This is a genomic window from Solidesulfovibrio fructosivorans JJ], from assembly GCF_000179555.1.
GTDB classification, from domain to species: domain Bacteria; phylum Desulfobacterota; class Desulfovibrionia; order Desulfovibrionales; family Desulfovibrionaceae; genus Solidesulfovibrio; species Solidesulfovibrio fructosivorans.
In genome coordinates this window covers 58469-82158 of the sequence record NZ_AECZ01000003.1, presented here as the reverse complement: position 1 = coordinate 82158, position 23690 = coordinate 58469, and the positions used below count along the sequence as shown (strand labels likewise).

The 23690-nt window shown below is 65.3% G+C and carries 18 protein-coding genes; 4 read left to right on the top strand and 14 right to left on the bottom strand.

Going from position 1 to position 23690, the window contains the following annotated elements; all coding sequences use genetic code 11:
• Positions 1 to 7 precede the first annotated feature (7 nt).
• The 8 genes from DESFRDRAFT_RS03200 to DESFRDRAFT_RS21760 form a co-directional block, all read right to left on the bottom strand.
• Complete coding sequence (locus DESFRDRAFT_RS03200; RefSeq protein ID WP_005991049.1) at positions 8 to 1543, bottom strand: DUF1254 domain-containing protein; 1536 nt, start codon at positions 1541 to 1543, stop codon at positions 8 to 10.
• Positions 1544 to 1665: 122 nt separating this feature from the next.
• Positions 1666 to 2439 (bottom strand): hypothetical protein, encoded by a 774-nt coding sequence (locus DESFRDRAFT_RS03195; RefSeq protein WP_144004894.1) that lies wholly within the window; start codon positions 2437 to 2439, stop codon positions 1666 to 1668.
• Between the two features lie 190 nt (positions 2440 to 2629).
• On the bottom strand, positions 2630 to 5125 hold the full coding sequence (locus DESFRDRAFT_RS03190; RefSeq protein ID WP_005991045.1) for an arylsulfatase: 2496 nt from the start codon (positions 5123 to 5125) through the stop codon (positions 2630 to 2632).
• Positions 5126 to 5237: 112 nt separating this feature from the next.
• A complete protein-coding gene (locus tag DESFRDRAFT_RS03185; RefSeq protein ID WP_005991043.1) occupies positions 5238 to 5963 on the bottom strand; it encodes a hypothetical protein in 726 nt (241 codons plus the stop codon).
• 12 nt (positions 5964 to 5975) lie between these two features.
• Positions 5976 to 6743, bottom strand: a complete 768-nt coding sequence (locus tag DESFRDRAFT_RS03180; protein ID WP_005991041.1) for a DUF2092 domain-containing protein — start codon at positions 6741 to 6743, stop codon at positions 5976 to 5978.
• Between the two features lie 137 nt (positions 6744 to 6880).
• On the bottom strand, positions 6881 to 7672 hold the full coding sequence (locus tag DESFRDRAFT_RS03175; RefSeq protein WP_005991039.1) for a porin family protein: 792 nt from the start codon (positions 7670 to 7672) through the stop codon (positions 6881 to 6883).
• Positions 7673 to 7897: 225 nt separating this feature from the next.
• Positions 7898 to 8905 carry an AraC family transcriptional regulator gene (locus DESFRDRAFT_RS20585; RefSeq protein ID WP_005991038.1) on the bottom strand — a complete coding sequence of 336 codons (1008 nt, stop codon included), beginning with the start codon at positions 8903 to 8905 and terminating at the stop codon, positions 7898 to 7900.
• A 117-nt stretch (positions 8906 to 9022) separates the two neighbouring features.
• Complete coding sequence (locus DESFRDRAFT_RS21760; RefSeq protein WP_144004893.1) at positions 9023 to 9205, bottom strand: hypothetical protein; 183 nt, start codon at positions 9203 to 9205, stop codon at positions 9023 to 9025.
• A 236-nt stretch (positions 9206 to 9441) separates the two neighbouring features.
• Here DESFRDRAFT_RS21760 and DESFRDRAFT_RS03165 point away from each other — a divergent pair, with 236 nt between their 5' ends.
• Positions 9442 to 10638 (top strand): NAD(P)/FAD-dependent oxidoreductase, encoded by a 1197-nt coding sequence (locus tag DESFRDRAFT_RS03165; protein ID WP_005991037.1) that lies wholly within the window; start codon positions 9442 to 9444, stop codon positions 10636 to 10638.
• Here DESFRDRAFT_RS03165 and DESFRDRAFT_RS03160 read toward each other — a convergent pair.
• Complete coding sequence (locus DESFRDRAFT_RS03160) at positions 10583 to 13291, bottom strand: PEP/pyruvate-binding domain-containing protein (protein ID WP_144004892.1); 2709 nt, start codon at positions 13289 to 13291, stop codon at positions 10583 to 10585. The genes DESFRDRAFT_RS03165 and DESFRDRAFT_RS03160 overlap by 56 nt on opposite strands.
• A 211-nt stretch (positions 13292 to 13502) precedes the next feature.
• On the opposite strand from DESFRDRAFT_RS03160, the gene DESFRDRAFT_RS03155 reads away from it, so the two are divergent.
• Both DESFRDRAFT_RS03155 and DESFRDRAFT_RS03150 read left to right on the top strand, forming a co-directional pair.
• The gene (locus tag DESFRDRAFT_RS03155; RefSeq protein WP_005991033.1) at positions 13503 to 13883 is read left to right on the top strand and encodes a helix-turn-helix transcriptional regulator; all 381 of its coding nucleotides are present in this window, start codon (positions 13503 to 13505) and stop codon (positions 13881 to 13883) included.
• On the top strand, positions 13868 to 15304 hold the full coding sequence (locus DESFRDRAFT_RS03150) for an SLC13 family permease (RefSeq protein WP_005991031.1): 1437 nt from the start codon (positions 13868 to 13870) through the stop codon (positions 15302 to 15304). Before DESFRDRAFT_RS03155 ends, DESFRDRAFT_RS03150 begins: the two co-directional genes overlap by 16 nt.
• On the opposite strand, the gene DESFRDRAFT_RS03145 is transcribed toward DESFRDRAFT_RS03150, so the two are convergent.
• Complete coding sequence (locus DESFRDRAFT_RS03145) at positions 15254 to 16327, bottom strand: sensor domain-containing diguanylate cyclase (RefSeq protein WP_005991029.1); 1074 nt, start codon at positions 16325 to 16327, stop codon at positions 15254 to 15256. The two genes, DESFRDRAFT_RS03150 and DESFRDRAFT_RS03145, sit on opposite strands and share 51 nt — an antisense overlap.
• 121 nt (positions 16328 to 16448) lie before the next feature.
• On the opposite strand from DESFRDRAFT_RS03145, the gene DESFRDRAFT_RS03140 reads away from it, so the two are divergent.
• On the top strand, positions 16449 to 17207 hold the full coding sequence (locus DESFRDRAFT_RS03140) for a hypothetical protein (protein ID WP_005991027.1): 759 nt from the start codon (positions 16449 to 16451) through the stop codon (positions 17205 to 17207).
• A gap of 527 nt (positions 17208 to 17734) precedes the next feature.
• Here the strand turns inward: DESFRDRAFT_RS03140 and asnB (DESFRDRAFT_RS03135) are convergent.
• The 4 genes from asnB (DESFRDRAFT_RS03135) to asnB (DESFRDRAFT_RS03120) all read right to left on the bottom strand — a co-directional run bounded on the left by asnB (DESFRDRAFT_RS03135) (position 17735) and on the right by asnB (DESFRDRAFT_RS03120) (position 23680).
• Positions 17735 to 19642 carry an asparagine synthase (glutamine-hydrolyzing) gene (gene asnB / locus DESFRDRAFT_RS03135; protein WP_005991025.1) on the bottom strand — a complete coding sequence of 636 codons (1908 nt, stop codon included), beginning with the start codon at positions 19640 to 19642 and terminating at the stop codon, positions 17735 to 17737.
• A gap of 9 nt (positions 19643 to 19651) precedes the next feature.
• Positions 19652 to 20725, bottom strand: a complete 1074-nt coding sequence (locus DESFRDRAFT_RS03130; RefSeq protein ID WP_233489547.1) for a glycosyltransferase family 4 protein — start codon at positions 20723 to 20725, stop codon at positions 19652 to 19654.
• Positions 20726 to 20997: 272 nt separating this feature from the next.
• Positions 20998 to 21816: a class I SAM-dependent methyltransferase gene (locus tag DESFRDRAFT_RS03125; RefSeq protein WP_005991021.1), complete on the bottom strand. Its 819-nt coding sequence runs from the start codon at positions 21814 to 21816 to the stop codon at positions 20998 to 21000.
• Positions 21803 to 23680, bottom strand: a complete 1878-nt coding sequence (gene asnB, locus DESFRDRAFT_RS03120; protein ID WP_005991018.1) for an asparagine synthase (glutamine-hydrolyzing) — start codon at positions 23678 to 23680, stop codon at positions 21803 to 21805. Before asnB (DESFRDRAFT_RS03120) ends, DESFRDRAFT_RS03125 begins: the two co-directional genes overlap by 14 nt.
• Positions 23681 to 23690: the final 10 nt, after the last annotated feature.

The window sequence follows — 23690 nt, the reverse complement described above, 5'->3', positions numbered from 1 at the left end:
GCCGCGCTTACGGCATGGGCACGATCTCCCCGGGCCGCCACTTGTGCGCGAACCACGGTTCGAGCGGGCCGTAAAGCCGCAGGATCACGTTCCAGCCCTGGCCTGGGATGGTCTGGACCCAGTTCTTCTCCTTGCCCGCCGGAGGCTTCGGCCCGAAGTACACGTCCACAGACCCGTCCGCATTGACGGCGAGCCCCTTGGTCTGGCTGCTGACGCTCGGAAATTCCTGGTCGGTCTGGAGCATGGAGCGGGTCTGGTTGCTGTAGACGATGACGGACCAGAAATCCTTGACCGGGATGTTCGGCGGCAGGTGCAGCGTATAGTTTTTGCCGCCGTCGAGGGGCTTGCCATTGGCGTCGAGCAGGGCCCAGGCGTACTGGGAGCCCCGGCCGACCATCTGCACCTCCATGGCCGGAGTCACGCCCGTAGCCACGAAGAAGAACATGATGGCCCCGTCGAGGTTGTCGACCCCGGGCTGGCTCTCGAATTTGTAGCCGCCGACGAAGGGCACCCGCCAGGCGCTGTTAGCGTAATAGTAGCCCGCTTTCTGGCGCATCTTGTAGGCCACCGCCCGGGCCGTGCCGTCGGCCACGGCCACGGCCTCGGTCAGGATCTTGCGCAGGCGGGCGTCGGGCGCGAACGGCTTGCCCTTTTCGATGCCGATGGAGGCGAAATAGCCCAGCGTCACCGGATCGAGGGACGCGGTCGGCTCCTCCTGCACCACTTGGTTCAGGAGTCCCCAGAAGCTGTAATCGGCCGGGGCCACGGTGTTGAAGTCCTTGTTCGACAGGTCCACGAAATGCATTTCGGGAGCCGGTCCCTTGTGTCCCAGGGGATAGATCCTGGTGAACTTCTTGACGAGATCCACACCGGGCTTGGGATCACCGGCGACGAGGAAGCTGCGCCAGGGAATCCACAGGCTGTAGGTCGGCGCATGGACCACGTGGTAGCCCTTGGGCACGGCGCCTTTGTAACCGGGAGGCAAAAGCAGGTACTTGCCGCCCTTGCCGTGGTCCGGGCCGGTGATGCCGACATCCCCCACCCACCTGTACCACATGTCGTCGATGAGCCCGAGGACCTTGGGCGGCACTTCGAGCACCAGCGGCCCGTCTTTGAGGTCAACCCAGGTCCAGCTGTAGACGGTGTTGTCGTTGGCGGTCAGGAAAATCGAACGCGAATTCACGAGCTGCTCGAAAATGGGCACGGTGGCGTTTTTCGGGCCGAGCGTCGCTATGGCGTTGCGGTTGGAGGCCTGGTTCACGGCCGGCAGCCCCAGCAGATAGGCCTGCACGGCGCGCTGGAAATCCAGGTTGTCGTAGAGCTTGGCCACGGTCGCCGCATCCGGGAAGCCGGAGTCGAAACGCAAGGTGCCAAGGCGCGTTTCCACGCTCGCCGGCGCGGCCACGCCCGGCGGCATGGGGGTGGTCATTTTATACGTCTGCGGGGGTGCGGCAGGCGGCGGCACAACGGCCGGGCCTTTCGTCCGGGCGCAGGCGGACAGGGCCAGCGCCACGGCCACAAGCGCTATTGTTGTATATCGCATTTCGCCCTCCTTCTCCATGAAAGATGCATAACAAGGAACTGTGAAAGGAAAATCCCTTCACAAGGGTTCTCCCCCATCCAACACTCGCCTCATCCCAAACCTTCTCGCGACCATGTCCGTATCTACGGCTGGAAGTTGCAGGCGCCCTCCTTGCAAGCGTCATAGGTATTGCCGAACTCATCCTGGACAATCCAATTGTAGCCTTTGGGCGTCGAGACAACGAGATCCTTCTCCGGTATGGCCACCCGGTATTTCCAGCCCGAAGCAGGCTTTATTCTGTCACCAAGGGTCTTAAGGGCGTTGTAGGACATGGCGGGGTCGACGATTTTACTGAAAGCCTGCATGACCCATGGCGTCCCCTGCGCATCCTCGATAATGAACACGGGCTCGCCCTTCTTAAAGGTAAAAACGGACTTGCGATGCGATTTGAGTGGCTTGTAAGGTTCCAGGCCTTTTTTGAAGTCAGCACCTTTTGGCAGAACGCCCTTGCCCCACCAACGGGCCTTCAGACCGTCGAACGTATCCACGGGACCGACGGGGATCGTGACCGAGTCCATCGTCCAGCCACGGGGGCCATTTTTAAAGACCGTGTAGGTGTCGTAGTCGTCGTGCAGCGCTTTGGCGTCGACCTTGGACCACATGGCCTGTGGACACGTGTCCATTTTGTTCGTGCCATCGTTAAGGTTGCTGGTGTTAAAATAGTGCCCGGTTATTCCGGTTTCCGGAGAGCCGACAAGCATCCATATTTCACAATATTGGACGCCCCGCAGGGATTTGAATGTCATGTTCCTTGCTGTCGCAGGGACAGGAACCTGTTTTTTGCCGGCGGCAAAGGAAGAAGTCGTTGCCGCGGCAAGGATCATGGCGCACATGAGCGCCACTATTTTCATACGCACAAATCCCTCCTTTGTAGAAAAATGCCTGAATGGACCGAAGCCCTTTTTGGGAAAACCCGTTCCTTTTGTATGGAGCCGGGAGGCCCCGTCCGTGCCACGTCGGATTCCCCGCCTCGTTTGCATCACCTGTCTTTGCGCAAGAGGTCCTGTCCCCCCCTTTCCGGAGAAAGAGGGGGACAGGACGCGGTTATTAATCGCTCGTGCCTTTGGCGCGCTGGGCAGCGGCCAGCTTCTTCTCGTCTTCGGGAGAGAGCTTGGGCCGGTCCACGGTCAGCGTGATCTTTTCGATTGTGCCGTTAAAGGGAAACGGCGTCTGGTAATCGGCGTCGTTGACGCCGGTCAGGGTGTCCGAGCCGATGTCGAGGGACTCGTCCCATTGCAGGGTAAACGGCAGGGAGTGTTCCATCTTTCTGGTGTCCACGGCCTGGCCGTCGACCTTGAGGGTGCCCGTGCCGCCGCGCCCGACGCCCGAGAAGCTGTTGAAGGCCAGGGTGCCCGGCCCCATGCCGTCGTAGGCGAAGTCGAATTCCAACACATGCTTGCCCGGAGTAAGCGCCGGGCCTTCCCACTTGATCCGCTCGAGGTCGACCAGGTTCCACAGGAACACGGGCTTGCCCCTAAGCAAGTAGAAGCCGTAGCCGCCGAAACGGCCGCCCTGGGTGATGAGCATGCCGTCGCCGCCCCCTTCGGGGACCTCGACTTCGGCCTTGAAGTTGTAGGAGGCGTTCAAGACCGAGGGGGCGTCGCCGTTGGGCGTGCCGGTAAGCGGCCTTGTCCAGGTGAAGACGTCGCGGCCGGCGGTGAGGCTCGGTCGCGGCGCGATGAGGCGTTGCACCACCTCGGTATTGAGGGGCAGCACCTGGTGCTTCCTGGCTTCGTCCATGAAAAGCCCCCGCATCTGCTTGAGCTTTTCCGGATGCTTTGCCGCCACGTCCGAGAACTGGGTCCAGTCCTTGGTGAGGTCGTAGAGTTCCCAGGGGTAGGTCATGGGGTCCCTGGCCGGGGAAACCATGTCCCATGGCGGCCGCATGACCTTGGTGCTGGCCAGCCAGCCGTCGTGGTAGATGGCCCGGTCGCCCATCATTTCAAAGTATTGCGTGTGATGCCGCGAGGGCGCTTGGGCGTTTTTCGCGTCGAAGGTGTAGTACAGGCTCACACCCTCGATGGGGCTTTGCTTGATGCCGTCCACCACTTCCGGGGCTTTGATGCCGGTGGCCTCGAGGAGGGTCGGCACGATGTCGATGACGTGGGAGAACTGGGTGCGGATGCCGCCAGCGTCCTTGATGACCTTGGGCCAGGCGATGGCCATGCCCTGGCGCACGCCGCCGATGTGCGAGGCGATCTGCTTGGTCCAGGGAAACGGCGTGTCAAAGGCCCAGGCCCAGGGCACGGCCATGTGGGGATAGGTCTTGTCCGATCCCCAGACGTCATAGAAGGCCTTGAGCTGGTCCTCGACGGGCACGGTGATGCCGTTGAACATGGCCACTTCGTTGGGCGTGCCGACGAGGGTGCCTTCCGAGCTCGTGCCGTTGTCGCCGTTGATGTAGATGATGAGCGTATTGTCGAGCTTGCCCATGTCCTCCACGGCCTGGATGACCCGGCCGATCTCGTGGTCGGTGTAGGCCACGTAGGCGGCGAAGACGTCGGCTTGCCGGATAAAGAGCTTCTTTTCGTCGGCGTTAAGCGAATCCCACTTCTTGAGCAGGTCGTCCGGCCAGGGGGTGAGCTTGGCGTCGGCCGGAATGACCCCGAGCTTTTTCTGGTTGGTGAAGATCTGTTCACGCAGTTTGTTCCAGCCCTGGTCGAACAGGTGCATCTTGCTGATTTTCTCGATCCATTCCGGGGTCGGATGATGCGGGGCGTGGGTGCCGCCGGGCACGTAGTAGACGAAAAACGGCTGGTCGGGGGACAGGGCGTTGATGCGGTTCATGTAGTCGATGGCGTCGTCGGCCATGGCCGTGGTCAGGTTCCAGCCGGGTTTGCCCTTGAAGGGGTAGATCTGGGTGGTGTTGCGGAAGAGGTTCGGTTCCCACTGGTTGGCGTCGCCGCCGACGAACCCGTAGAAATAGTCGAAGCCCATGCCGATGGGCCACTGGTCGAAGGGGCCGTCCTGGCTGGCCTGGAAGGCCGGGGTGTTGTGGTCCTTGCCGAACCAGGAGGTGCGGTAGCCGTGGTCCTTGAGGATCGTGCCGATGGTGGCCTTGTCCTTGGGGATGAAACTGTCGTAGCCGGGGAAGCCCGTGGCCTGCTCGGCGATGACGCCAAATCCCACCGAGTGGTGGTTGCGGCCGGTAATCAGCGCCGCCCGGGTCGGGGAGCACAGGGAGGTGGAGTTGAAGTTGGTGTAGCGCAGGCCGGCCTCGGCGATGCGGTCCAGGGCCGGGGTCGGGATCACGCCGCCAAAGGTGCTTGGCACGCCGAAGCCCGAATCGTCGGTCATGATGAGGAGGATGTTGGGCGCGCCTTTGGGCGGCACGATGCGCGCCGGCCAGTAGGGTTTGGACTGCTGCGCGGTGTCTTTGATGATGCCGTGGAATTTCTGGGGCGGGGCCGGGAGCTGGCCGCCCGGAATGGTGATGGTGGCGCTTGGCGATCCCGGGGGGCCGCTTTGCTGGGCCGCTGCCGGGAAGGGCCCGAGGGCTGTCAGCACAAGCGCCGTCAGGACGATGGCGAGGACGCGTGGCATATGTTTCCTCCATCGGTTCGATGCATGATTGCCGGATCGGCATGCGTCAGCCTGCCGTCAGAAGGCCCTCCGAACAGACGCGGCCCGCTTGGCGCGCACGTCGCCGGAACATCTAAAACGGCGGGTTGACCGGGACATAGACCGTCACGCCGTTTTGGATCACAGGCTGGTAGTAGGCGCCGCCCACGGTGTAGTACGTCGCCCCGTTGACGAGTACCGGTTCGGCCGCGGGCGGCAGGGCGTAGAGCGTTGCGGCGGTCGCCGCCACGGCCGCGGTGGTCACGGCGGCGGCAGCCGCCACCGCGCCAGGGTTCACGACCGGCACGGGTGCGATGGGGTGCGGTCCGAACCAGGGCGCGGGCGGATGGTAGCCGACCGGACCGAAGGCCGGGGCGAAGGGGGCGGGCATGGGAGCCGGCCCCATGGGGTGCGGACCAGCCCCGAACGCGGCCGGGCCCATGGGCGGCGGAACGTGCATGGCCCCGGCCGGGGGCATGCCGCCATAAGGCGCGGGCGGATGGTAGCCAGCGTTCATGCCGCCGAAGCCGCCGGCGGGCGGATGAAAGCCACCGTTCATACCGCCAGCCGGCATGGGCGGATGAAAACCGCCCTCCATGCCGCCGGGCATCGGGGGGTGGAAGCCGCCGCCAAAACCGCCGGCCGGTGGATGAAAGCCGCCGAAACCGCCGCCGTGGAAACCACCGAACCCACCACCGTGAAAGCCGCCGCCGAAGCCCCGAAAGCACGGGGCGGACGGTGCAAAAACCAGGACCAGACCGGCCGCCAGCCCGAGAAGGCCCGCCAGCCGCATGATTTTACGCGAAAGGAGCATTGCCATGGCGCGCCTCCGTCAGGGCTTGGGCCCGGCCGCGGGGGCGGGGGCGGGAGCGGCGAGTTTGACCCGCACGGCGTCGGACGGCGGCGTGAATGCGAACGTCTTGGCCGGAAAGTGGGAAACCGCCTTCCAGTCGGCATATTCGACCAGGGTGCGGGGATTGCCGTGCAGCGTCTTGTCCGTGACGGCCAGGCGCAACGGCCAGGGGGTCTTGCCGGCGTCGACCCACAACTCGAAATCGCGGGTGAGCTGGCGCAAGGCCAGATGATGGCAGGGTTTGCCGCCGACCTCGCTCTCGCCGACATAGACGGCTTCGAGCACCCCATCCATCATGCTCTTGTAGGGATCGTCGGCCAGCAGATCGATCATGGGTCCGACCAGACGCAACCGCGCCATGGCCATGTCCAGGGCGGCGGCCAGTCGCGGCGGCACGTCGAAGGCGACGTAGGCCTTGGAGGTGGCGTCGTAGACCTGGAAGGCCGTGCCGTTTTGGTTCCAGACGCCGGAGATGTCGTCGCCGACGGCCTCGGCGCGCAGTTTGTCCGGACGCGCGACCTTGATGGCCGTCTTGTGGAAAAAGGCCACCTTCTGTCCGTTGGGGAAGACCCTGTCCACCAGGCTTTTTTCCGTGACCGAAAAGGCGCTTAGGGACTGCATGTGGGCGGCCACGGCGCGCAGCAGGGCGTCGGCCTTGGGGTCGATGGTCGTCGCGGCCCCGGCCGGCCCGGACAAAAACGCGAGGCACAGCAAGGCCGTCGCCACCAAAAGAGCGTGTTTGCGCATGGGCGGATTCCTCATCCTCAGCCGCCATGCCTGGCCCGGGAAACACGCCCCTGGGCGGCCGGCGGGTTTGCGGGGGCGCGAAAGACCTCCCCCGCCGGGTGGTGATGGGTCGGGCCGGAGCCCGGGGGGTCTGTGGACTAAAACGTGAAGGCCAACCCCAGAATGGGACCGCTTAGGGTCGCATCGAACTTGAAGGCGCTTTTGCCGCTGCCCTCATCGTGGTTGACGCCCACGGCCCGGTAGCCGAGGAGCACCGTGCCGTGTTTCCAGAACGTGTAGCCCAGGGCGGCCGTGACGTCCCAGGTGATGGCCGAGCTGATGGAGAAGCCGCCGATGCCGCCGCGCAGGTTCAAAAGCCAGTCCCTGGCGAAATGAATTTCGGCCCTGGCCCCGACGATGGGATCGACCCAGGTCTTCGACTGGAAGATGTCGCGCCCGCCCCGGGCCCGGTCGCCGTCGAGCTTGAGCGCCAGACTCCAGATGCGCGCCCCGGCCAGGAGATCGAAGTCCAGGGAGGCGTTGCCCGTCCGGCCCAGGGGGACGCTCCCCAGGCGGTAAAAGGCGGCGATGTCGATGAGCAGCAGGCTGGTCTTGCCGTCGAGGGAGACGCGCTTGCCCGAGGCCTGGTCGCCAAGCAGCGAATAGTTGAAATCGGTAAAAAGCCCCACGCGATCCCTGTAGAGGCCCTCGAGGTGCACCATGGCGGCCATGTTCAGGTACTTTGAAAGGTCGGCGAAGGAGGCGTCGACCGTGGTGTCGTAGCCTTTCGCGCCGATGGTGCCGGAAAGGCCCGTCAGCCAGGCATAGGGAACGACGGTCCAACGAAAGTCGCCTTGTGTTTTCGTTTCCGTTGCACGGACTTCGGCGGGAACGGCGGCAAGCATGATGCAGATGGCGATAAACAGGGGGAAGAGTACTATTTTACGCATTCCTGGCTCCGGCATTTTTTCGGCGATGAAAAGAGATTATTGCGACATCGCGAACATCGGGCCGTGACGCAAAGGGATTTCCCCGGGACGAAGAGATTGCAGAATTAAACCGATCGGTAGCACTTTTCACGGCTGATGTCTTATTCGAAGACGCAAGTTTTGCTAAAAAAACGAAAGACCCGCCATCGTGGATAGCGGGTCCCAATGCAAGGAAATGGCGCGGCGTCAGGTTCTTGCCACGGATTCGGAAGGCTTTTCGCCGAACCGCTCGCGGTAAAGGCGGCTGAACAGGCTCTGGGAGGCGAAACCGCAGGCCAGGGAAACGGACAGCACGCTTGTGCCCGGCGCGGCGCAACGCAACAAATCCCGAGCCCGGGATAAGCGGCATTCCCGCAGAAACCGCGACGGGCTATAGCCGCGATGCTTTTTGAAGGCCAGCTGGATGGAACGGGCGCTCATGTTTGTGAGGTCGGCCAAATCGCCGAGATTGAGCGGTTTGTCGGCATTGGCTTCAAGGAAGTTTTCCACCAGGGCGACCACCTTGGGTGGGGCCGGCAACGGCGGCGCCAGCAGAGCCCCCCGGGCATTGTGCTCCAGGCAGGTCAAAAGGGCCGTCAAAAGGAGCTGTTCGTATTGGCCGACGAGCAGAGGTTCCTGGGCGAGCGCGGTATCGTGTTCGTACAAGGCGGCCACTTGGTTGATGATGGCCAACAAGCGCTTGGGGCCGGGTTGCGACAAATCGATTTGATTGGCGAAACGAAGCGCGTGTCGCAAAGGTTTGCCGGTGAGTTTTTCCAGCATTCGTTCGACAGCCACGCGGGCGAAACGGACCGTCATATTGTTATAAAAAGGCTCGACGGCAATAACGGAAGGCTGATCGAAATCGAGAAGGCTGGCGAGTTTGTCCGGAATGCAAAGGGATGTCTTTCCTTTTATGCGGGCTTCCAGTCGCCCATGCGTCACAAAGATCAGTACGAAACTCTTGATGTCGATGGCGGCATGGATATGAAAGCCGGCTGACGACGCCGCGGCATTGAAGGAAACATGCCCAATCTTCACATGGTTGTAGATCATTTTGAATTTTTTCTTGTTAACCACGTCGATATGCCCATTCCGAAAATTTTCAGATAACGCGGCATTCACGTCGTCAGGGCTGTTTGTTTCAAAATAGCGATAGGGAGATAGGGGAATATAAATACTGTCAACATCGAGAAGATTGTTTCCGTCAGGCATAATGTTGATTCAGGCGCTATGTTTTTTGTGGAACAATGGACCAACAGAACCGCGTCAGGGATCACTGCGCACGCCAGCCGGTTTCACGGGGACCGGGCGAGACATACAAAAACACGATCACATAAAAAACAAATCATCAAAAGGAAAAGATGCGTTGCCCAAAAAACATTCCCGGAAATACATCCATTCGCCAGACGCAGGAAGAAACTTGATGGAAGCGAGCAGATCGCCAGGATCGGGAAACGGGAGAACGGCAGGGGGCACGACTGACACAACCGCCTGATGCCAGTCAGCAGACATGGCCGAACAGCCCCCCGATCACAACCTTGGCTTGAACCGCGGAAGACAATGCAGCCGGGCCTGTAACGAAATCTGTGTAAACCTCCTGGGGCGTTCGCCCCTTAGTGGAGATTTACACAGATTTCGTTACAGGCCCCTCTCTTGCGGAATATGGGACCGCCCCCCCCTTTCCCAAAAGACTCCCACCTCACCTCTTTACGTCTTCCCGCTTTTCACCCCATAGCGTATGCTGCGGCATGCGCAAACGACTCGTCTTGGCCGGCGGCGGCCACGCCCACCTCTTCACCCTGTCCCGGCTTGGTGTCTTTGACGATGCCGGCATCGACGTCGTCTGCGTCGCGCCCGGTCCGTTCCTCGCCTATTCCGGCATGGGCCCGGGCATGCTTTCCGGTCGTTATGCCCTGGAGGACCTGCGCTTCGATATCGAGGCGATGTTGTCGGCAGGCGCTCGCCATACGCGCGGTGCCTCCCGCTTTCCCCCCGCACGGGCGAACGGCGCGTTCGGGCATGTCTTTGTCCAGGGCCGCGTGACCGGCATCGATCCGGAGGGAAAAGGGCTTGTTCTGGAGGACGGCCGGGAACTTGCCTACGACGTGGCGAGTTTCGGCCTCGGCAGCGTGGTCGACGCGCCGTTTCCCGTCGCGGGCGAGGGCGTCCGCACGGTCAAGCCCATCGAAAACCTGCTTGCGGCCAGATGCGCCATCGAATCCCGGGTGGAAGCCGGGGAGGCGGTGCGGGTGGTGGTGGCCGGAGGCGGGGCCTCGGCCTTCGAGGTGGCGGGCAACGCGCTCGGGCTCCTTGCCGGCCTGGGCGTCACCAAACCGCTGGTGACAGTGGTGGCCGGGCGCGGGCTGCTGCCGGGCTGGCCGGCGCGGGCGCGGCGGCTGGCCCATGCCTCCCTCACGTACCGGGGGGCCAAGGTCCTTTGCGACCGGGTGGAGCGGTTCGACGGGGGACGGGTGATGCTTGTCGGCGGCGGGTCGCTTTCCTGCGACATGCTGCTCGTGGCCACGGGTACGCGCCCGCCCGGCGTTTTCGCCCGAAGCGGCTTGACCCTGTCCCCGGACGGAGGGCTCTCGGTCAACGCCTTTTTACAAAGCCCGCTTTATCCCGACATCTTCGGCGGCGGCGACTGCGTCCATTTCGCGCCGAAGCCGCTTCCCCGGGCCGGGGTCTACGCCGTGCGCCAGGGGCCGGTCCTGTGCGCCAACCTGCTGGCCCGCCTCACCGGCCGGAATTTGACTCCCTTTCGCCGGACCGGCACGGATTATCTGGCGCTGCTCAATTGCGGCGACGGCCGGGCGATCCTGCGCCAGGGGCCGCTGGTCCTCGAAGGCCGGTGGTGCATGGCGCTCAAGGATTGGATCGACCGGCGCTTCATACGCTCGTTTGGGCCTCCGCGTCCGCCTCGGAAATCTGGCAGGCCGGCATGACATGGCCCGGCAATCCGACCACCGTCTCCAGGTCGGCCAGGATCTTCCGCTTGTAGCTTTGCACCAGCGGCTCGTTGTGCATGATCATGTCGAGCTGGCGGGTGTGCATGAGCATGTAGCCGACGACCATAAGCGCCGTCAGCATCTCCGGCACGGCCCCGCCGCCGAGCCTGGCGAAGGACGCGTCCTCGTTGACCTCCACGGCAAAGCCCCGCACTTCCAGGATCTCGGCCACGAACTCGGCCCGACGCCGGCGCCGCGAATATTCCGCCGCCCCGCCCTTGAACTGAAAGCTGACGTAGTTCTCCTGGGGCCGCTCGCCCACAAGCGCCTCCACCGTGCAGAAGTGGAAGCCGAAGCGCGAGCTGAGGCACATATAATTGCTCGAAATCATGAAATAGTTTCGCTCGGCGAAGGACGAATGCGTGGCCGTCTCCAGCTGCGGGTTGGTCGAGGCCTGGGCGATGATGGACAAAAGGCCCCGGCCGTCCACCGGCGGCGGCCCCTCCCACGGCACGGCCACGATGCCGTCCCACAGCGCGCCGACCGGAATGCAGCAGATCTCCTCGAGCTTGACGTACTTGCCCGTGACGTCATGGGTGAACCCATCGTCGAGGTTGAGGAACCACCACTTCATGGCCGTGCCCTTGTACTTGAGCTGCTTGGCCGCCCGCTTGGAGAAATGGAACTCCTGGCCGAAGGCGAACATCTCGGTCACGGATTTCTCGTGGCAAAACCGGGTCACGTCGTGGAGCGTGCGGCAGTTTTCCGGGGCGAACGCCGGCACGTTGGGATCGATGAGGTACAGCGGGGTGATGCGGTCCATCACCCGGCGCAGGATGGCGTGCATGGGGGTGACGCGTTCCGGAGCGGGCTCCCGGGCGACGGCCGCCGCTTCGACCAGCTCCCGCACCAGGCCCGGATAAACGGCCCGGCCATCGGCGTCCACCGTGACCACGGCCTCCGGGACCAGAAGCCGCGTCGCGCCGGCAAGGCCCATGAGCGCCGGCACGCGAAATTCCCGGGCCACGTTGGCCAGATGGCCGGCCGCGCCGCCCTTCTCCGTGACGATGGCCGCCACCCGGTCGATGATGGAGGCATAACGTGGCGGCGCTTCGATGCTGACCAGCACCCCCCCGCGCGGAAACCGCAGCAGGTCGGCCTCACGGCGCACCACGAAAACCGGCCCCGACCCCACGCCGGGACTGGCCGTCGCCCCGCCGGCGGCCAGCGTCTCGCCATGCACCCGCCGGGGCGCGTCGCCGTCCCCGCCGCCCGGCAGCTGCACCAGCTCCCGGCACTGGAGAAACTGGATCTTGCCGGCCGTGTCCAAGGCCCATTCCACATCCACCGGCGCGCCGTACATGGTTTCAAGGGCCACCGCCGCCCGGCCCAGCTCCAGGGCCTGGGCATCGCTGATGCTCGGCTCTCCGGCACGCTCACCGGCGGTTTCGGTACGGCACACGCCTTCCCCGGGCAGGCACACGAACACCTGGTCCTTGTCCCGGATATGGCGCGCGACAAGGCGCGGCGGCTCGTCGCGGGAAATCACGAACTCGTCGGTCGCCACCGACCCGTCCACCACCGACTTGGGCAGGCCGAAGGCGCTGTGGATGTGTATGGCGTTGTCGCGGATGTCCAGCGGGTTGCGGGAATAGATCACCCCGCCGGAGGCGGCGTCGACCATGGCCATGACGCCCACGCACATGGCCACATCCTCGTCCGGGATGCCGCGACTTAAGCGGTAGGTCATGGCCTGCGGGCTGTACTTGCTGGCCAGGACCTCCTTGTAGGAAGTGAGGATGTCCTCGCCGGACACGTTGAGCTTGGAGGAAAACTGGCCGGCAAACGTCTGCCCGGCCTCGTCCTCGCCCAAGGCGGAGCTGCGCAGCGACACCGGCAACTCCCGGCCGAAGGGCGCGCACAGTTCCTTGTAGGCCCCCTTGATGGCCCGGGCCACGTCGTCCGGCACCTTGGCCTCGGTAATGGCGTTGCGGATGCGGGAACTGAGGATCAGCAGGTTGGCCTGGTCGTCGGGGCCGGCGGTCTGGAGCAGCCGATTGACCTCGTCCACGAGGTCGTTTTCCTCCATGAGCCGGTGGTAGGCCCGGGCCGTGACCGCGAAACCCGGCGGCACGGGCAGCCCCGTGCGGCGCACGATCTCGCCGAGCCCGGCCACCTTGCCGCCGACCGCATCGGCCATGTGGCGGCCGGCCTTGGCAAAAGGCACCACCAGCGCCTCCGATCCCTCGGGCGCGTTTTGCTGGAGGCATTCGCCGATGCCCCGCTGGATATCCTTGAGACGCGCGTACAGGACCGCGTACGTGTCCGGGGCGATGGCGTTTAAATGCTCCACCATCTTGTAGACGTTGACCGAGACGGCCGTGGAATGCGCCCGGATAAACGACATGCCGAAAGTGCGCCGGCCATGCAGCGCCTCCTCCATCTCGGACATGATCTCCAGGGCCTTCTTGTTGGCCGTTAAAAGCAGCTTGAAGTGGTGGTAGCGGCGCTTGAATTCGGCCTGGATCGCTTCCCCGGACTCAGCCGAAGCGTCCTCCGGCTCCCCACCGGAAAAAAGCCCCGCCAGTACGCGCTTTATCGTGCCGAACACGTCGCCCCCGCATAGCCGGATGCCCGGCCGGATTGGCATTTTTCGCTTCACTAACCATGTACCGTTTTGGAACAAGGATGGCAACGCGGCCCTGGCAAGGGGCAAGGAAAAGGCCTCCGGCGGCACGGGGGAACCCTTTTCGCAAAAAGGTTCCCGCCCCTGGACCCCCTTCAAAAACTTTCTCCGAGAAATATAGTTTACATCTAGGTGTAGTTTACAGTAAGATGTAAAAAACATCACGGAGAGTACCATGGCTACGGAAAAAACCAAGGGCTACCGCCATCTGCACGCCTTCCTGCTCCTGGCCCTGGCCCACGGGCCGGGTCACGGCGCGGCCCTGCGCGGCCGCATGCAGGGCCTGCTCCCGGTGCGGGGCGTGGATTCCGGAGCGGTCTACCGCACCCTGGCCACCCTCGAGGCCGACGGCGAAGTCGTCGGGGCGTGGGACGTCAGCGAGCGGGGACCGGCCAAAAAGACCTATCAACTGACCGAACGCGGCTGGGAGCGCCTGAAATTCTGGCGCGGTGACATCGCCTACCGGGCGCGGCTTTTGGCCGCCTTTCTCGAGGACGCGGACGCCGTTTTGGCCGGAGAGCGCGTAAAAGGAGACGCAACATGCGAAAAGCAGTAACCGCTCCGCTGGCGAAGGGGCCGGAGGATTCCGGGGCCTTGCTGTCCTTGCGGCCGCGCCAGTTGTTGTCCCTGATCGCGATCATTGTGGCCGGGATCGTCCTGCTTGCCGAAACCTCGGCCGGCGATTCCTCCCTGGCCAAGGCCGCCATCGTCGTCGTGCTGGCCATCGGCCTGTGGACCACGGGCTGGCTGCCGGAATGGCTGACCGCCCTGGTCTTCTTCTCCCTTTGCATGATGGGCAAGGTGGCCCCGGCCGCCGACGTCTTTGCCGGGTTTTCCTCCTCCGCCACCTGGCTGGTCCTGGCCGGCGCGGTCATCGGCCTGGCCATACAACATACCGGCCTCGGCGACCGGCTGGCCTCCCGGCTGACCCCGTTCATCGGGCGGTCCTTCCCCAAGGCCGTGGTCGCCGTGTCGCTGTTCGGCATGGCGCTTACCTTCGCCATGCCCTCGGCCATGGGCCGGGTCATGCTGGTGCTGCCGATATTAACCGCCCTGGCCGACCAGCTCGGCTATCCCTTCGGCAGCAAGGGCCGACGGGGCGTCATCCTGGCCGGCGTTTTCGGGACCTACCTGCCGGCCTTTGCCGTGCTGCCGGCCAATATCCCCAACACCGTCTTCATCGGCACCGTGGAGGCGGCGCTCGGCACCCCGCCCAGTTACGGCCAGTACTTCCTGCTCCACTTCCCGGTCCTCGGGCTGTGCAAGGCCCTTATCCTCCTCCCCTTGCTCATCCGCCTCTACCGCGACACCCCGCGCCTGCCCCAAAGCGACGTCCAGCGCCCCGCGACCAAGGCCTCGCCCCGGGAAATCCATCTGGGCATCGTGCTCGCCATCGCGGTGGGACTTTGGGCCACGGACGGCTGGCACGGCATCCCGGCCGCCTGGGTCGGCATGCTGGTGGCTGTCTGGTGCCTTTTTCCGGGAAGCGGACTGATGGGGAAAAACCCGTTTTCCGCCTTGAAATTCGAACCGATCGTCTATGTCGCCGGCATCGTCAGCATGGGGGTCATCGCGGACCGCAGCGGCCTGGGCCGGCAGGTCGCCGCCTGGGCCCTGTCCTTTCTGCCCCTTGCGCCGAACGCCCCGGGCCAGACCTTCGGCATCCTCTCGGGCCTGTCCACGCTGGTCGGCATGGTGGTGACCCTGCCCGGCGTGCCGCCGGTCATGACGTCCCTGCTGTCGCCCCTGGCCGGGGCCACCCACTGGCCGCCGCTGGCCGTGGCCATGACCCAGGTGCTCGGGTTTTCCACCGTCATCCTGCCCTACCAGGCCCCGCCGCTGGTCGTGGCCATCCAGTCCGGAGGCCTCGAGGCCAAGGACGTCGTGCGGCTGTGCCTGATCACGGCGGCCATCACCATCGTCGCCCTATGGCCCCTCGACTTCCTGTGGTGGCGGCTGCTCGGCTGGATCGGCTGAAGGCCCGGGAACCGCATCCTGGGCCATACGCCAGGCGTTGCGCCCGGCGTTTTTCGCGGCATACATGGCGGCGTCGGCCCGGCGCACCAGCTCCCCGGCACGCACGCCGTCCTCGGGGTAAAGCGCCACGCCGACGCTGCCGCCAAGCTGGCAGTCATGGCCCGACACCGAAAACGGCTTGCGAAGGACCGCCACCATCTTGGCGGCTATGACCCCGGCATGGTCGGCGTCCCCCACCGCCGGCGTCAGGGCCACGAACTCGTCCCCGCCAAGCCGCGCCACGGTGTCGCTGCGCCGCACGCACCCGGCCAGCCGCCTGGCCGTCTCCTGCAACACCTTGTCCCCGGTCTCGTGGCCAAAGGCGTCGTTGACGCCTTTGAAACGGTCCAGATCGATGAAATAGACCGCCGCCCGCTCGTGGGACCGCTCGGCCAGACGCAGGGTCTGGCGCAGCCGGTCCATGAAAAGCACCCGGTTGGGCAACCCGGTCAGGCCGTCGTGCAGCGACATGCGGGTGATGAGCGCCTCGGCACGCCGCCGCTCGGTGATGTCGTTGATGATGCCGTCATAGGCGACAAGCGCGCCCGAGGCGTCGCGGTGCACGACCGGCGTGTTGCGCACGTACCGGACCGTGCCGTCCTTATGGATGATGCGGTGTTCGATGGGGGTGGGATCGCCTTCCAGCACCTGGCGGGCATGCTCCAGAACCGCCGGCCGGTCCTCGTCCGGGACCATGGTTAGCCACAACAGCGGATTATCCTGGTATTCCTGGGCGGTGTAGCCGGTAACGGCCACACAGTTCGGTCCGTGCACGGTGGAGACGGCCCGGCCGTTCGCGACCTGAACCGTGTAAACGTAATCCGTCACGCTTTCGAGCAGCCGGCGATAGCGTTCCTCGCCCTGGCGCAAGGCCTGCTCCGTGAGCAAACACTCCTCATGCAACCGCTCGAGTTCGGCGATGCGGCGCTGCAACACCGCGTTTTCCGCGGCAAGGGCGTCGGCACTGAGGGAGTCGTTGGCCATGGAGCACACTCCTTACGACTACGCTAGCCCAAAGCAACGGCTTTGTCATGACCCATCGACCCTTGCCAAGGCATTTGGCAAAGGGTACGAGCAAAATGACCCTCAAATCATGGAGAACGCCATGGCGGTTGGAACCGACTACGCCGACGACCTCAAGCGTGAATTGCTCACGGAGATGGCGGACAACTTCTTCTCCCGCCGCTGCCGCCTGGACGAACGCCTGGAAGCCTTCGTCGGTTTGCGGGGAAAAGTCGCCCGACAAGGCCGACTCGCCCTCTCCCGCTGGCTGGCGTTCCGCTCCCTGCTGTGCGACAGCCCGGAAGCCGACCGGTTCCTGGAAGAGCTCGGATTCGCCCCCCAAAAACTGCTGGCCATCCCTGACAAGGACAGCGTCGAGGTGCACCCGCGCCACCCCCTGGCCCTGACCGCCGCCGGCCGCTACCGCAAGGCCGTGCTCGCCGCCTACGACGACCTGCGCCGGGAACTCGAACACTACAACGAAGGCGGTTACGCCCCGGATCCCCGCGACCCCAGACGCATGCGGCGCATCCCCGGCTACGACCACCTGATCGATACCGCACGCGAAATCAACGCCGAGATCGAGGCCGTCAACACCAGCCAATGCCCCTCGGATATGCTCCAATTCACCAAGTCCCTCGACCCGGCGCGCCAGGAACAGGAATCCGCCTGCGGCTTCACCGGCGACGTCTGCAGCCTCAACGCCTCGCTCTCCTATACCCCCCTCGACCTCGAAGCCCTCGAAGCCCCGGAACTGCCGACCCCGCCCCCCCTCGACGACGTCAAGGATACCCTGGCCAACCTCGCCGACAGCCTCTACCGCCAAGCCCCGGACGCAGCCGAAGCGGCGCTGCAGGCGTAGGGCATACTGGGGCGCTGCCCCAGGCCCCGGCAGGGGCTCCGCCCCTGCACCCCGCCGGAGGGCTTATGCCCTCCGGACCTCCCGTTACCGGGTTGGGATGGTGGGTGGAGGAGCGGGGGACGGTGCGGGTCGGGTTGATCTTGTTGCCGCAATCGGCCCGGCGACACGAGGCGCTTCGCGCCTCGACGCCGGACACGATTGCGGCAACAACCGCGCCAGCGGCGAAGCGCCGCATTTTAAGAAACAACCGGTTCTCTGAATGTCGCCCCCTTGGGGCGACGGCGTGGTGGCTGCGGAATTTGCTTGGGACGAGCTTGTCGCGAAGCGACATGCACCGTCCCGACAAATTCCGCAGCCATCTTCACCCAACCGCCTTACGGCAAACCATCCCCTCCCCACCCCGCCAAAGCACACCGGGCGGGGGGTCCGGGGGCCCGTGGCCTCCCGGCGGGTCCGGGCAGCGCCCGGCGGAGGGGTCCGGGGAGGCAGAGCCTCCCCGGGGGGGGGCGTACACCCGCCCGCAGCAACTACGCCAAATAGCGTCGCAGCCACAGCTCCAGCATGACGAGGGCGTAGAGGCGTTTACCGTGGTCGGCCTGGCCGCGCTCGTGGGCGTCGAGCAGCGCGGCCACGGCTTCGGGGCGGGCGATGTTGCGGGTAAGGCGGCTATTGGTGAGGAGATCGCGGGCGAACTCGCGAAGGGGACCTTTGAACCAGCCGGCGAGGGGCAGGCCGAAGCCGCGTTTGGGCTGGCTGGCGATGCCGGTGGGAAGCAGGTGGGCGAAGGCCTTGCGCAGCAGATACTTGCCGTTGCGGCCGCGCAGTTTGCAGCGCACGGGCAGGCGGGCGGCGAAGGAGGCCAGTTCGCTGTCGAGAAAGGGGGAGCGGCCTTCCAGCGCGTGGGCCATGGCCATGCGGTCGGCTTTGACCAGCAGGTCGCCGGGCAGGTAGACGCTCACGTCCGCGAAGAGGTTGTGGTCGAGGGGCGCTTCGGCGTTGGCCGCAGCGTAAAAGGCCTCGTAGAGGGCGACGGTATCGGCCGGGCGCGAGGCGCGTTCGAATTCCGGGCGCAGCAGGGCGTGGCGGTCCCAGGGGGAGAAGTAGGAACCCCAGCGCACGAGGCTGGCCGTGCGGGGGATGCGCGCGGCCTGGGCCAGACGGGCGATGCCGGCGCGCCAGTCCGCTTCCACGGGCACGTCGCCCCGGCTCGGGATCAGATTCGCCAGCCAGGGCACGAGGCTTCGCGTCACGGCGTTGGGCAGGCGGGCGTACACGTCGGCCAAGGGATCGAGCCAGTAGCGCTGGTAGCCGGCGAACATCTCGTCGCCGCCGTCGCCATTTAAGGCCACGGTGACATGCTGCCGCGTCAGTTTGCACAGGTGCCAGGCGGCCAGGGCGGACGGGTCGGCAAAGGGCATGTCCGTGGCGGCCGCGACGTCTTCCATGACTGCCCGGGCATCGTCGAAGCGAAGCGTGAATTCGGTGTGTTCGGTGCCGAAACGCCCGGCCACGGCCCGGGCCTTGGCAGTCTCGCTGAAGGCTTCCTCGGCGAAGCCGATGGAAAAGGTGCGCACGGGCCGGTCGGTGAGCCCGGCCATGACGGCGGTGATGATGCCGGAATCCACGCCGCCGGAAAGGTGCGCACCAAGCGGCACGTCGGCGACCAGGCGCAGGCGCACGGCCTCGGTGACGCGCTGACGCAGCTCTTCGGCCAGGGCGTCCTCGGAGCCGGTCAGCTTGGGCAGATAGTCGAGCCGGAAATACCGCGTCAGGCACGTCTGGCCGTCACGCCAGGACAGCGTATGCCCGGCGGGCAGGCTCTTGATGCCGGCAAAGCCCGTGGCCGGCTCGGGCACGTGCTGGAGCGTCAGGTAATGGGCCACGGCCGAGGCGTCCAGACGGGCGGAGACGCCGGGAACGGCGAACAGCGCCTTGATCTCGGAGCCGAAAACGATGCCGCCGTCCGTTTCCGTGTAATAAAGCGGCTTTTTGCCGAAGGGATCGCGGGCCAGGAACAGCTCGCGGCGGCCGGCGTCCCATATGGCCAAGGCGAACATGCCGCGAAGCCGCGTGGCGCAGGCCGGCCCCATCTCCTCGTAGAGGTGGATGATGGCCTCGGTGTCGCTTCGGGTAGTGAAGACGTGGCCCTTGGCGATCAGCTCTTCCCGCAATTCCTTGAAATTGTAGATCTCGCCGTTAAAGACGATAGCCAGGGAACGCGTTTCGTTGAACAGCGGCTGGTCCCCGGTGACAAGGTCGATGACGGCCAGCCGGCGATGCCCGAGCCACACGCCGCCGCCGTCGGCAAAGGCGTCGGCGTAGACGCCCTGCCCGTCCGGCCCCCGGTGGGCGATGGCCGCGCACATGCGGTCCAGGCGCTCGGTCAGCTCCGCCCGGCCGCCCCGCGTGGCCACGAATCCGCAGATGCCGCACATAGGCCCGCCCTACTTCGTTCCAACCGACCGGCACAGGTCGGCGTAGGCCCCGGCCACCACGCGCCAGGAGTATTCCCGTTCGGCCCTTTCCCGGCCGGCCCGGCCCAGCCGGCTGCACAGGGTGCGGTCGGCCACGAGCTTCACCAGAACCCCGGCCAGGGAGGCGGCATCGTCCGGCGGCACGAGAAAGCCGGTTTCACCGTCCAGGACCAGTTCCTCGTTGCCGGCGATGCGCGTGGCCGCCACGGCCAGCCCCGAGGCCATGGCCTCCAGCACCGCGTTGGGCATGCCCTCGTCGCGCGAAGGAAAGACGAAGGCGTCGGCCCGGCGCAACTCGTCCGGCATGTCCGCCCGGGACACCCAGCCGGCAAAGCGCACCCGATCCTTAAGCCCCAGGCGCGCCGTCCGGTCGGCAAGCTCCCCCCGAAGCGGCCCGTCGCCGACGATGGTCGCCTCGAAACAGGCGCTCTCCGGCAGCCTGGCCAGGGCGTCGAGCAGCACGTCCAGCCCCTTTTGACGCACCAGACGGCCGACGAACAGCAGCCGCACCGGCCCTTCGCGCGTTGCCGCCGCATCCGGGCAAAAACGCGCCGCGTCCACGCCGTTGGGGATCATGCGGATGGGAATCTGCCCGGCCGATTTGCGGGCCAGATCGGCCAACCCCCGGCTGTTGGCCACCACATGGGCCGCGCGCTTCCATAAAAAACGGATAAACGGCCCCGTCAGCTTATGGTAGGCCGCCAGATCGTAGGGCTGGAACCCCGGCACGTCGCCGCCGCGAAGCGAAACGATATAGGGCACGCCGCGAAGCACCCGCAGCGCCCAGGCCGCCGGGCCGCAGGGGATGCCGAAAAAGGCCACGCAGGCATCGGGCCGGAATTCCCTGGCCATGGCCGGCAAGGCAAGCATGGCGCTCGCCGTGAACGACAACATCTCCAAAGGCGAACAATGATCCGCATGGCGCCGCAAGGCCGGCAGCCGCCAGACCTCGTAGCCGTCCACGACCTCCCGTTTGGGCAAATCCCCATACGCCGCCGTGACCACCCGCACCACATGCCCGAGCGCCGCCAACTCCCGGGCCATGTTCGCCGTGGCATTCCCCGCCCCGCCGCCAAGTGGCGGGTACTCGTAATTGAGGAGGAGGAGGCGAAGAGGTGAGAAGGGAGACTGGGACATGCGAGAGGGGACCCCTTTTTGGGAAAAAGGGTTTCCCCTCTCGCGCTCTCCCCTCCCAAAAACTTTCAACGGGGATGCTTCCATACCGAATATTTTCCCTTTCCCTGCAATCCTGTCCAGGAGGTAAGGCTGACTGCCCCGTTAAAAGTTTTTGAAGGGGGTCCAGGGGGAAACTTTTTTCAAAAAGTTTCCCCCTGGCCGCCGGAGGCAACACGACTCACCATCACCGCCTTTGTGACGGCGAGTATGTCGGGGTCGCGGTGCTGGAAATCGGGGTGCAGGCGGCCGGCGATCTTGGCGAAGGCTTCGGGGTCGGACTCGCTGGCAAGAAGCTGCGTGTCGAAGCCGGCCACGGCCAGGGCGCTGAGGTGATCGTCGAGCCGCCAGCGGGGCAGGTCGCCGGGGTTGAGGAAATGTTTCCAGGCGAACCTGGAGAACATGAGGAAGTGGAAGGGGTATTTGAAGAAGTGATCGCGGTAGTCCACGCGGTGCAGCATGACGCCGCCCGGGGCCAGCACGCGGCCGAGGTCGGCGAAAAGCGCGGGCGGGTCGGCCACGTGTTCGAGCACGGAATTGGACACCACGATATCCACGCAATGGTCGGGCACGGTATCCAGGGTTTTGAGGCGGTGCACGACGTTGAATTTGACTTTGGGGAAGCGGGTGGTCATGGCGGCCAGATTCTTGGCGTCCAGGCCCACGTCGAAGCGGACGTAGGGCTCGTGGCACACCACCCGGGCCGCGCCCATGGCCACCAGGGCATAGCCGGGGCCGTTGGACGCGCCGCTGCCGATCTCCAGCACCCTTTTTCCGGCCACGGAAACGCCGACCTTGGCCAGATCGGCGGCGTAGGATTCGGCAATGGCCCAAGGGTCGGTCAGGCCCGTGTTGACGCGGTAATGCGGCAGGTAGCGGCCGAGCAGATGCAGGCTCGACTCGCCAAAAAAGAAGCGGCGGATGACCCGCAGGGTGACGTATTCGATCTTATCGCGTTCCAAGGGCCCCTCCGCCCAGGTCCATGTGCCGCAGCACCCAGAGATTCCAGAGAAAAAGACGATGATCGGCCCGGCCGTCCCGGTGTTCGCGCAGGCTTGCCTCGATAAAGCCGGCATCGAGGCCCGTCTCGACCGGCGACGCCGCGCCCATGGCAAGCGCGCCATCGGCCAGCCAACGGCCGATGGGCACGCCGAAGCCCTGTTTTTTGCGATAGATGATGTCGCGCGGCAAGAGCCGTTCCAGGGATTTTTTCAGAATATACTTGGTGGTGCCGTGGCGGAACTTGTAGCGGCTGGGAATGGTGCGCACGAAATCCACCAGTTCGATGTCCAGAAACGGCGCGCGCACCTCCAGGGAATGCATCATGCCGGCCCGGTCGGTTTTGACCAGGATGTCGTCCTGCAAATACAGGCGCGTATAGAATTCCAGGGTCTTGTCCACCATGTCCGTGGACGGGCAGTCCTCGTAGACAGCCACGGCCTCGCTGTAGAGCTCCTCGGGATCGACGGGCTCACGAAAGAGCTCCGCGATTCCGGCCGGGTCGCACGGACCGAGCCAAGTCGGGTTCCACAGGCGCGGCGGATACGAGAGTCCCCGCAGAAAGCGGTTTATGCGAAAGGACGCGGCCATGTAGCCGTGGCCCACGGGCAGGCGGGCGGCAAGCAGGGCCAGGGCCTTGTGCAGCGGCTTTGGAGCGATGCGGGAATAGAGTTCGGCGGCGCGCAGGGCCCGGAAAGGGTCGTAACCGGCGAAAAGCTCGTCCGCGCCGTCGCCGCCGACGGCCACCGTGACCTGTTTGCGCGTCTCCCGGCACAAGAGCGCGGTGGGCAAAAGCGACACGTCGCCCATGGGCTCGTCGAGCCGGCCGACGATTTCCGGCAAAAGCGCCAGCGCGTCGGCAAGGGTCAGACGCGTCAGATGGTGCGCGACGTTGCAAAAGGAGGCCGCCTGCACGGCCTTGTCCGATTCGTCGAAGGACGGGTCGTCGAAGCCGATGGAAAAGGCGGCGATGTCGGGCGCATGCCGGGCGGCCAGGGCGGTTACAGCCGAGGAATCCACCCCGCCGGAGAGAAACACGCCCAAGGGCACGTCGGACATGAGACGGCGGGAAACGGCCGCGTCGAGAAGCGAAACGATGCGCTCACCCCATTCCCGTTCGGGATCGGCCGGAAGAACGTCCGTCGGTTCCAGGCAAAAGGCCCACCAGCGCTTGCGGCGCACGCAGCCGTCGCGCACGTCGACAAGGAGGTTTTCGCCGCCGGGAAGCTTGTGCGTGCCGGCGTAGAGGGCGTTTGGGGCGGGCATGAAGCCGTAGGCGAAATATTTGCGCAGCGCGGTCCGGGAGATGGACGCGCCGGCCAGAGCGGGGTGGGCGACCAGGGCGGTCAATTCCGAGGCGAAGGCGAAAAAACCGGGACGCGCGGCGTAGAAGAAGGGCTTTTTGCCGAACCGGTCGCGGGAGCAGAAGAGCAGGCCGCGCGGCTTGTCGTAGAGGGCAAAGGCCCACATGCCGTTAAGCCGCTTCGGCAGGTCCTCGCCCCACTCCCGCCAGCCGTGGAGCAGCACTTCGGTGTCGCAGTGGTCCGAAACGAAGCGGTGGCCCCGTGCGACAAGCTCCTCGCGCAAGGCGGCGTGGTTGTAGATCTCGCCGTTGTAGACCACGACCAAGTCGCCGTCGGAAGTGCCCATGGGTTGGGCTCCGCCGGCGATGTCGATGATGGCGAGCCGGCGATGGCCCAGGCGCACCCCGGCCGAAGCGTCGGCATAGGTCCCCTCGCCGTCCGGGCCGCGCCGGGCGAGGGTGGCGTTCATGCGGGACAGCGCCGCCGCATCCCCTTGTCCGACGAAGCCGCAGATGCCGCACATACGCCTACTC

Excerpts from the sequence above, each read along its gene's own strand:
- DESFRDRAFT_RS03200 (WP_005991049.1), bottom strand. The coding sequence starts at position 1,543 with ATGCGATATACAACAATAGCGCTTGTGGCCGTGGCGCTGGCCCTGTCC.
- DESFRDRAFT_RS03190 (WP_005991045.1), bottom strand. The coding sequence starts at position 5,125 with ATGCCACGCGTCCTCGCCATCGTCCTGACGGCGCTTGTGCTGACAGCC.
- DESFRDRAFT_RS03185 (WP_005991043.1), bottom strand. The coding sequence starts at position 5,963 with ATGGCAATGCTCCTTTCGCGTAAAATCATGCGGCTGGCGGGCCTTCTC.
- DESFRDRAFT_RS03180 (WP_005991041.1), bottom strand. The coding sequence starts at position 6,743 with ATGCGCAAACACGCTCTTTTGGTGGCGACGGCCTTGCTGTGCCTCGCG.
- DESFRDRAFT_RS03175 (WP_005991039.1), bottom strand. The coding sequence starts at position 7,672 with ATGCGTAAAATAGTACTCTTCCCCCTGTTTATCGCCATCTGCATCATG.
- DESFRDRAFT_RS20585 (WP_005991038.1), bottom strand. The coding sequence starts at position 8,905 with ATGCCTGACGGAAACAATCTTCTCGATGTTGACAGTATTTATATTCCC.
- DESFRDRAFT_RS21760 (WP_144004893.1), bottom strand. The coding sequence starts at position 9,205 with ATGTCTGCTGACTGGCATCAGGCGGTTGTGTCAGTCGTGCCCCCTGCC.
- DESFRDRAFT_RS03165 (WP_005991037.1), top strand. The coding sequence starts at position 9,442 with ATGCGCAAACGACTCGTCTTGGCCGGCGGCGGCCACGCCCACCTCTTC.
- DESFRDRAFT_RS03160 (WP_144004892.1), bottom strand. The coding sequence starts at position 13,291 with ATGCCAATCCGGCCGGGCATCCGGCTATGCGGGGGCGACGTGTTCGGC.
- DESFRDRAFT_RS03155 (WP_005991033.1), top strand. The coding sequence starts at position 13,503 with ATGGCTACGGAAAAAACCAAGGGCTACCGCCATCTGCACGCCTTCCTG.
- DESFRDRAFT_RS03150 (WP_005991031.1), top strand. The coding sequence starts at position 13,868 with ATGCGAAAAGCAGTAACCGCTCCGCTGGCGAAGGGGCCGGAGGATTCC.
- DESFRDRAFT_RS03145 (WP_005991029.1), bottom strand. The coding sequence starts at position 16,327 with ATGGCCAACGACTCCCTCAGTGCCGACGCCCTTGCCGCGGAAAACGCG.
- DESFRDRAFT_RS03140 (WP_005991027.1), top strand. The coding sequence starts at position 16,449 with ATGGCGGTTGGAACCGACTACGCCGACGACCTCAAGCGTGAATTGCTC.
- asnB (WP_005991025.1), bottom strand. The coding sequence starts at position 19,642 with ATGTGCGGCATCTGCGGATTCGTGGCCACGCGGGGCGGCCGGGCGGAG.
- DESFRDRAFT_RS03130 (WP_233489547.1), bottom strand. The coding sequence starts at position 20,725 with ATGGCCCGGGAGTTGGCGGCGCTCGGGCATGTGGTGCGGGTGGTCACG.
- asnB (WP_005991018.1), bottom strand. The coding sequence starts at position 23,680 with ATGTGCGGCATCTGCGGCTTCGTCGGACAAGGGGATGCGGCGGCGCTG.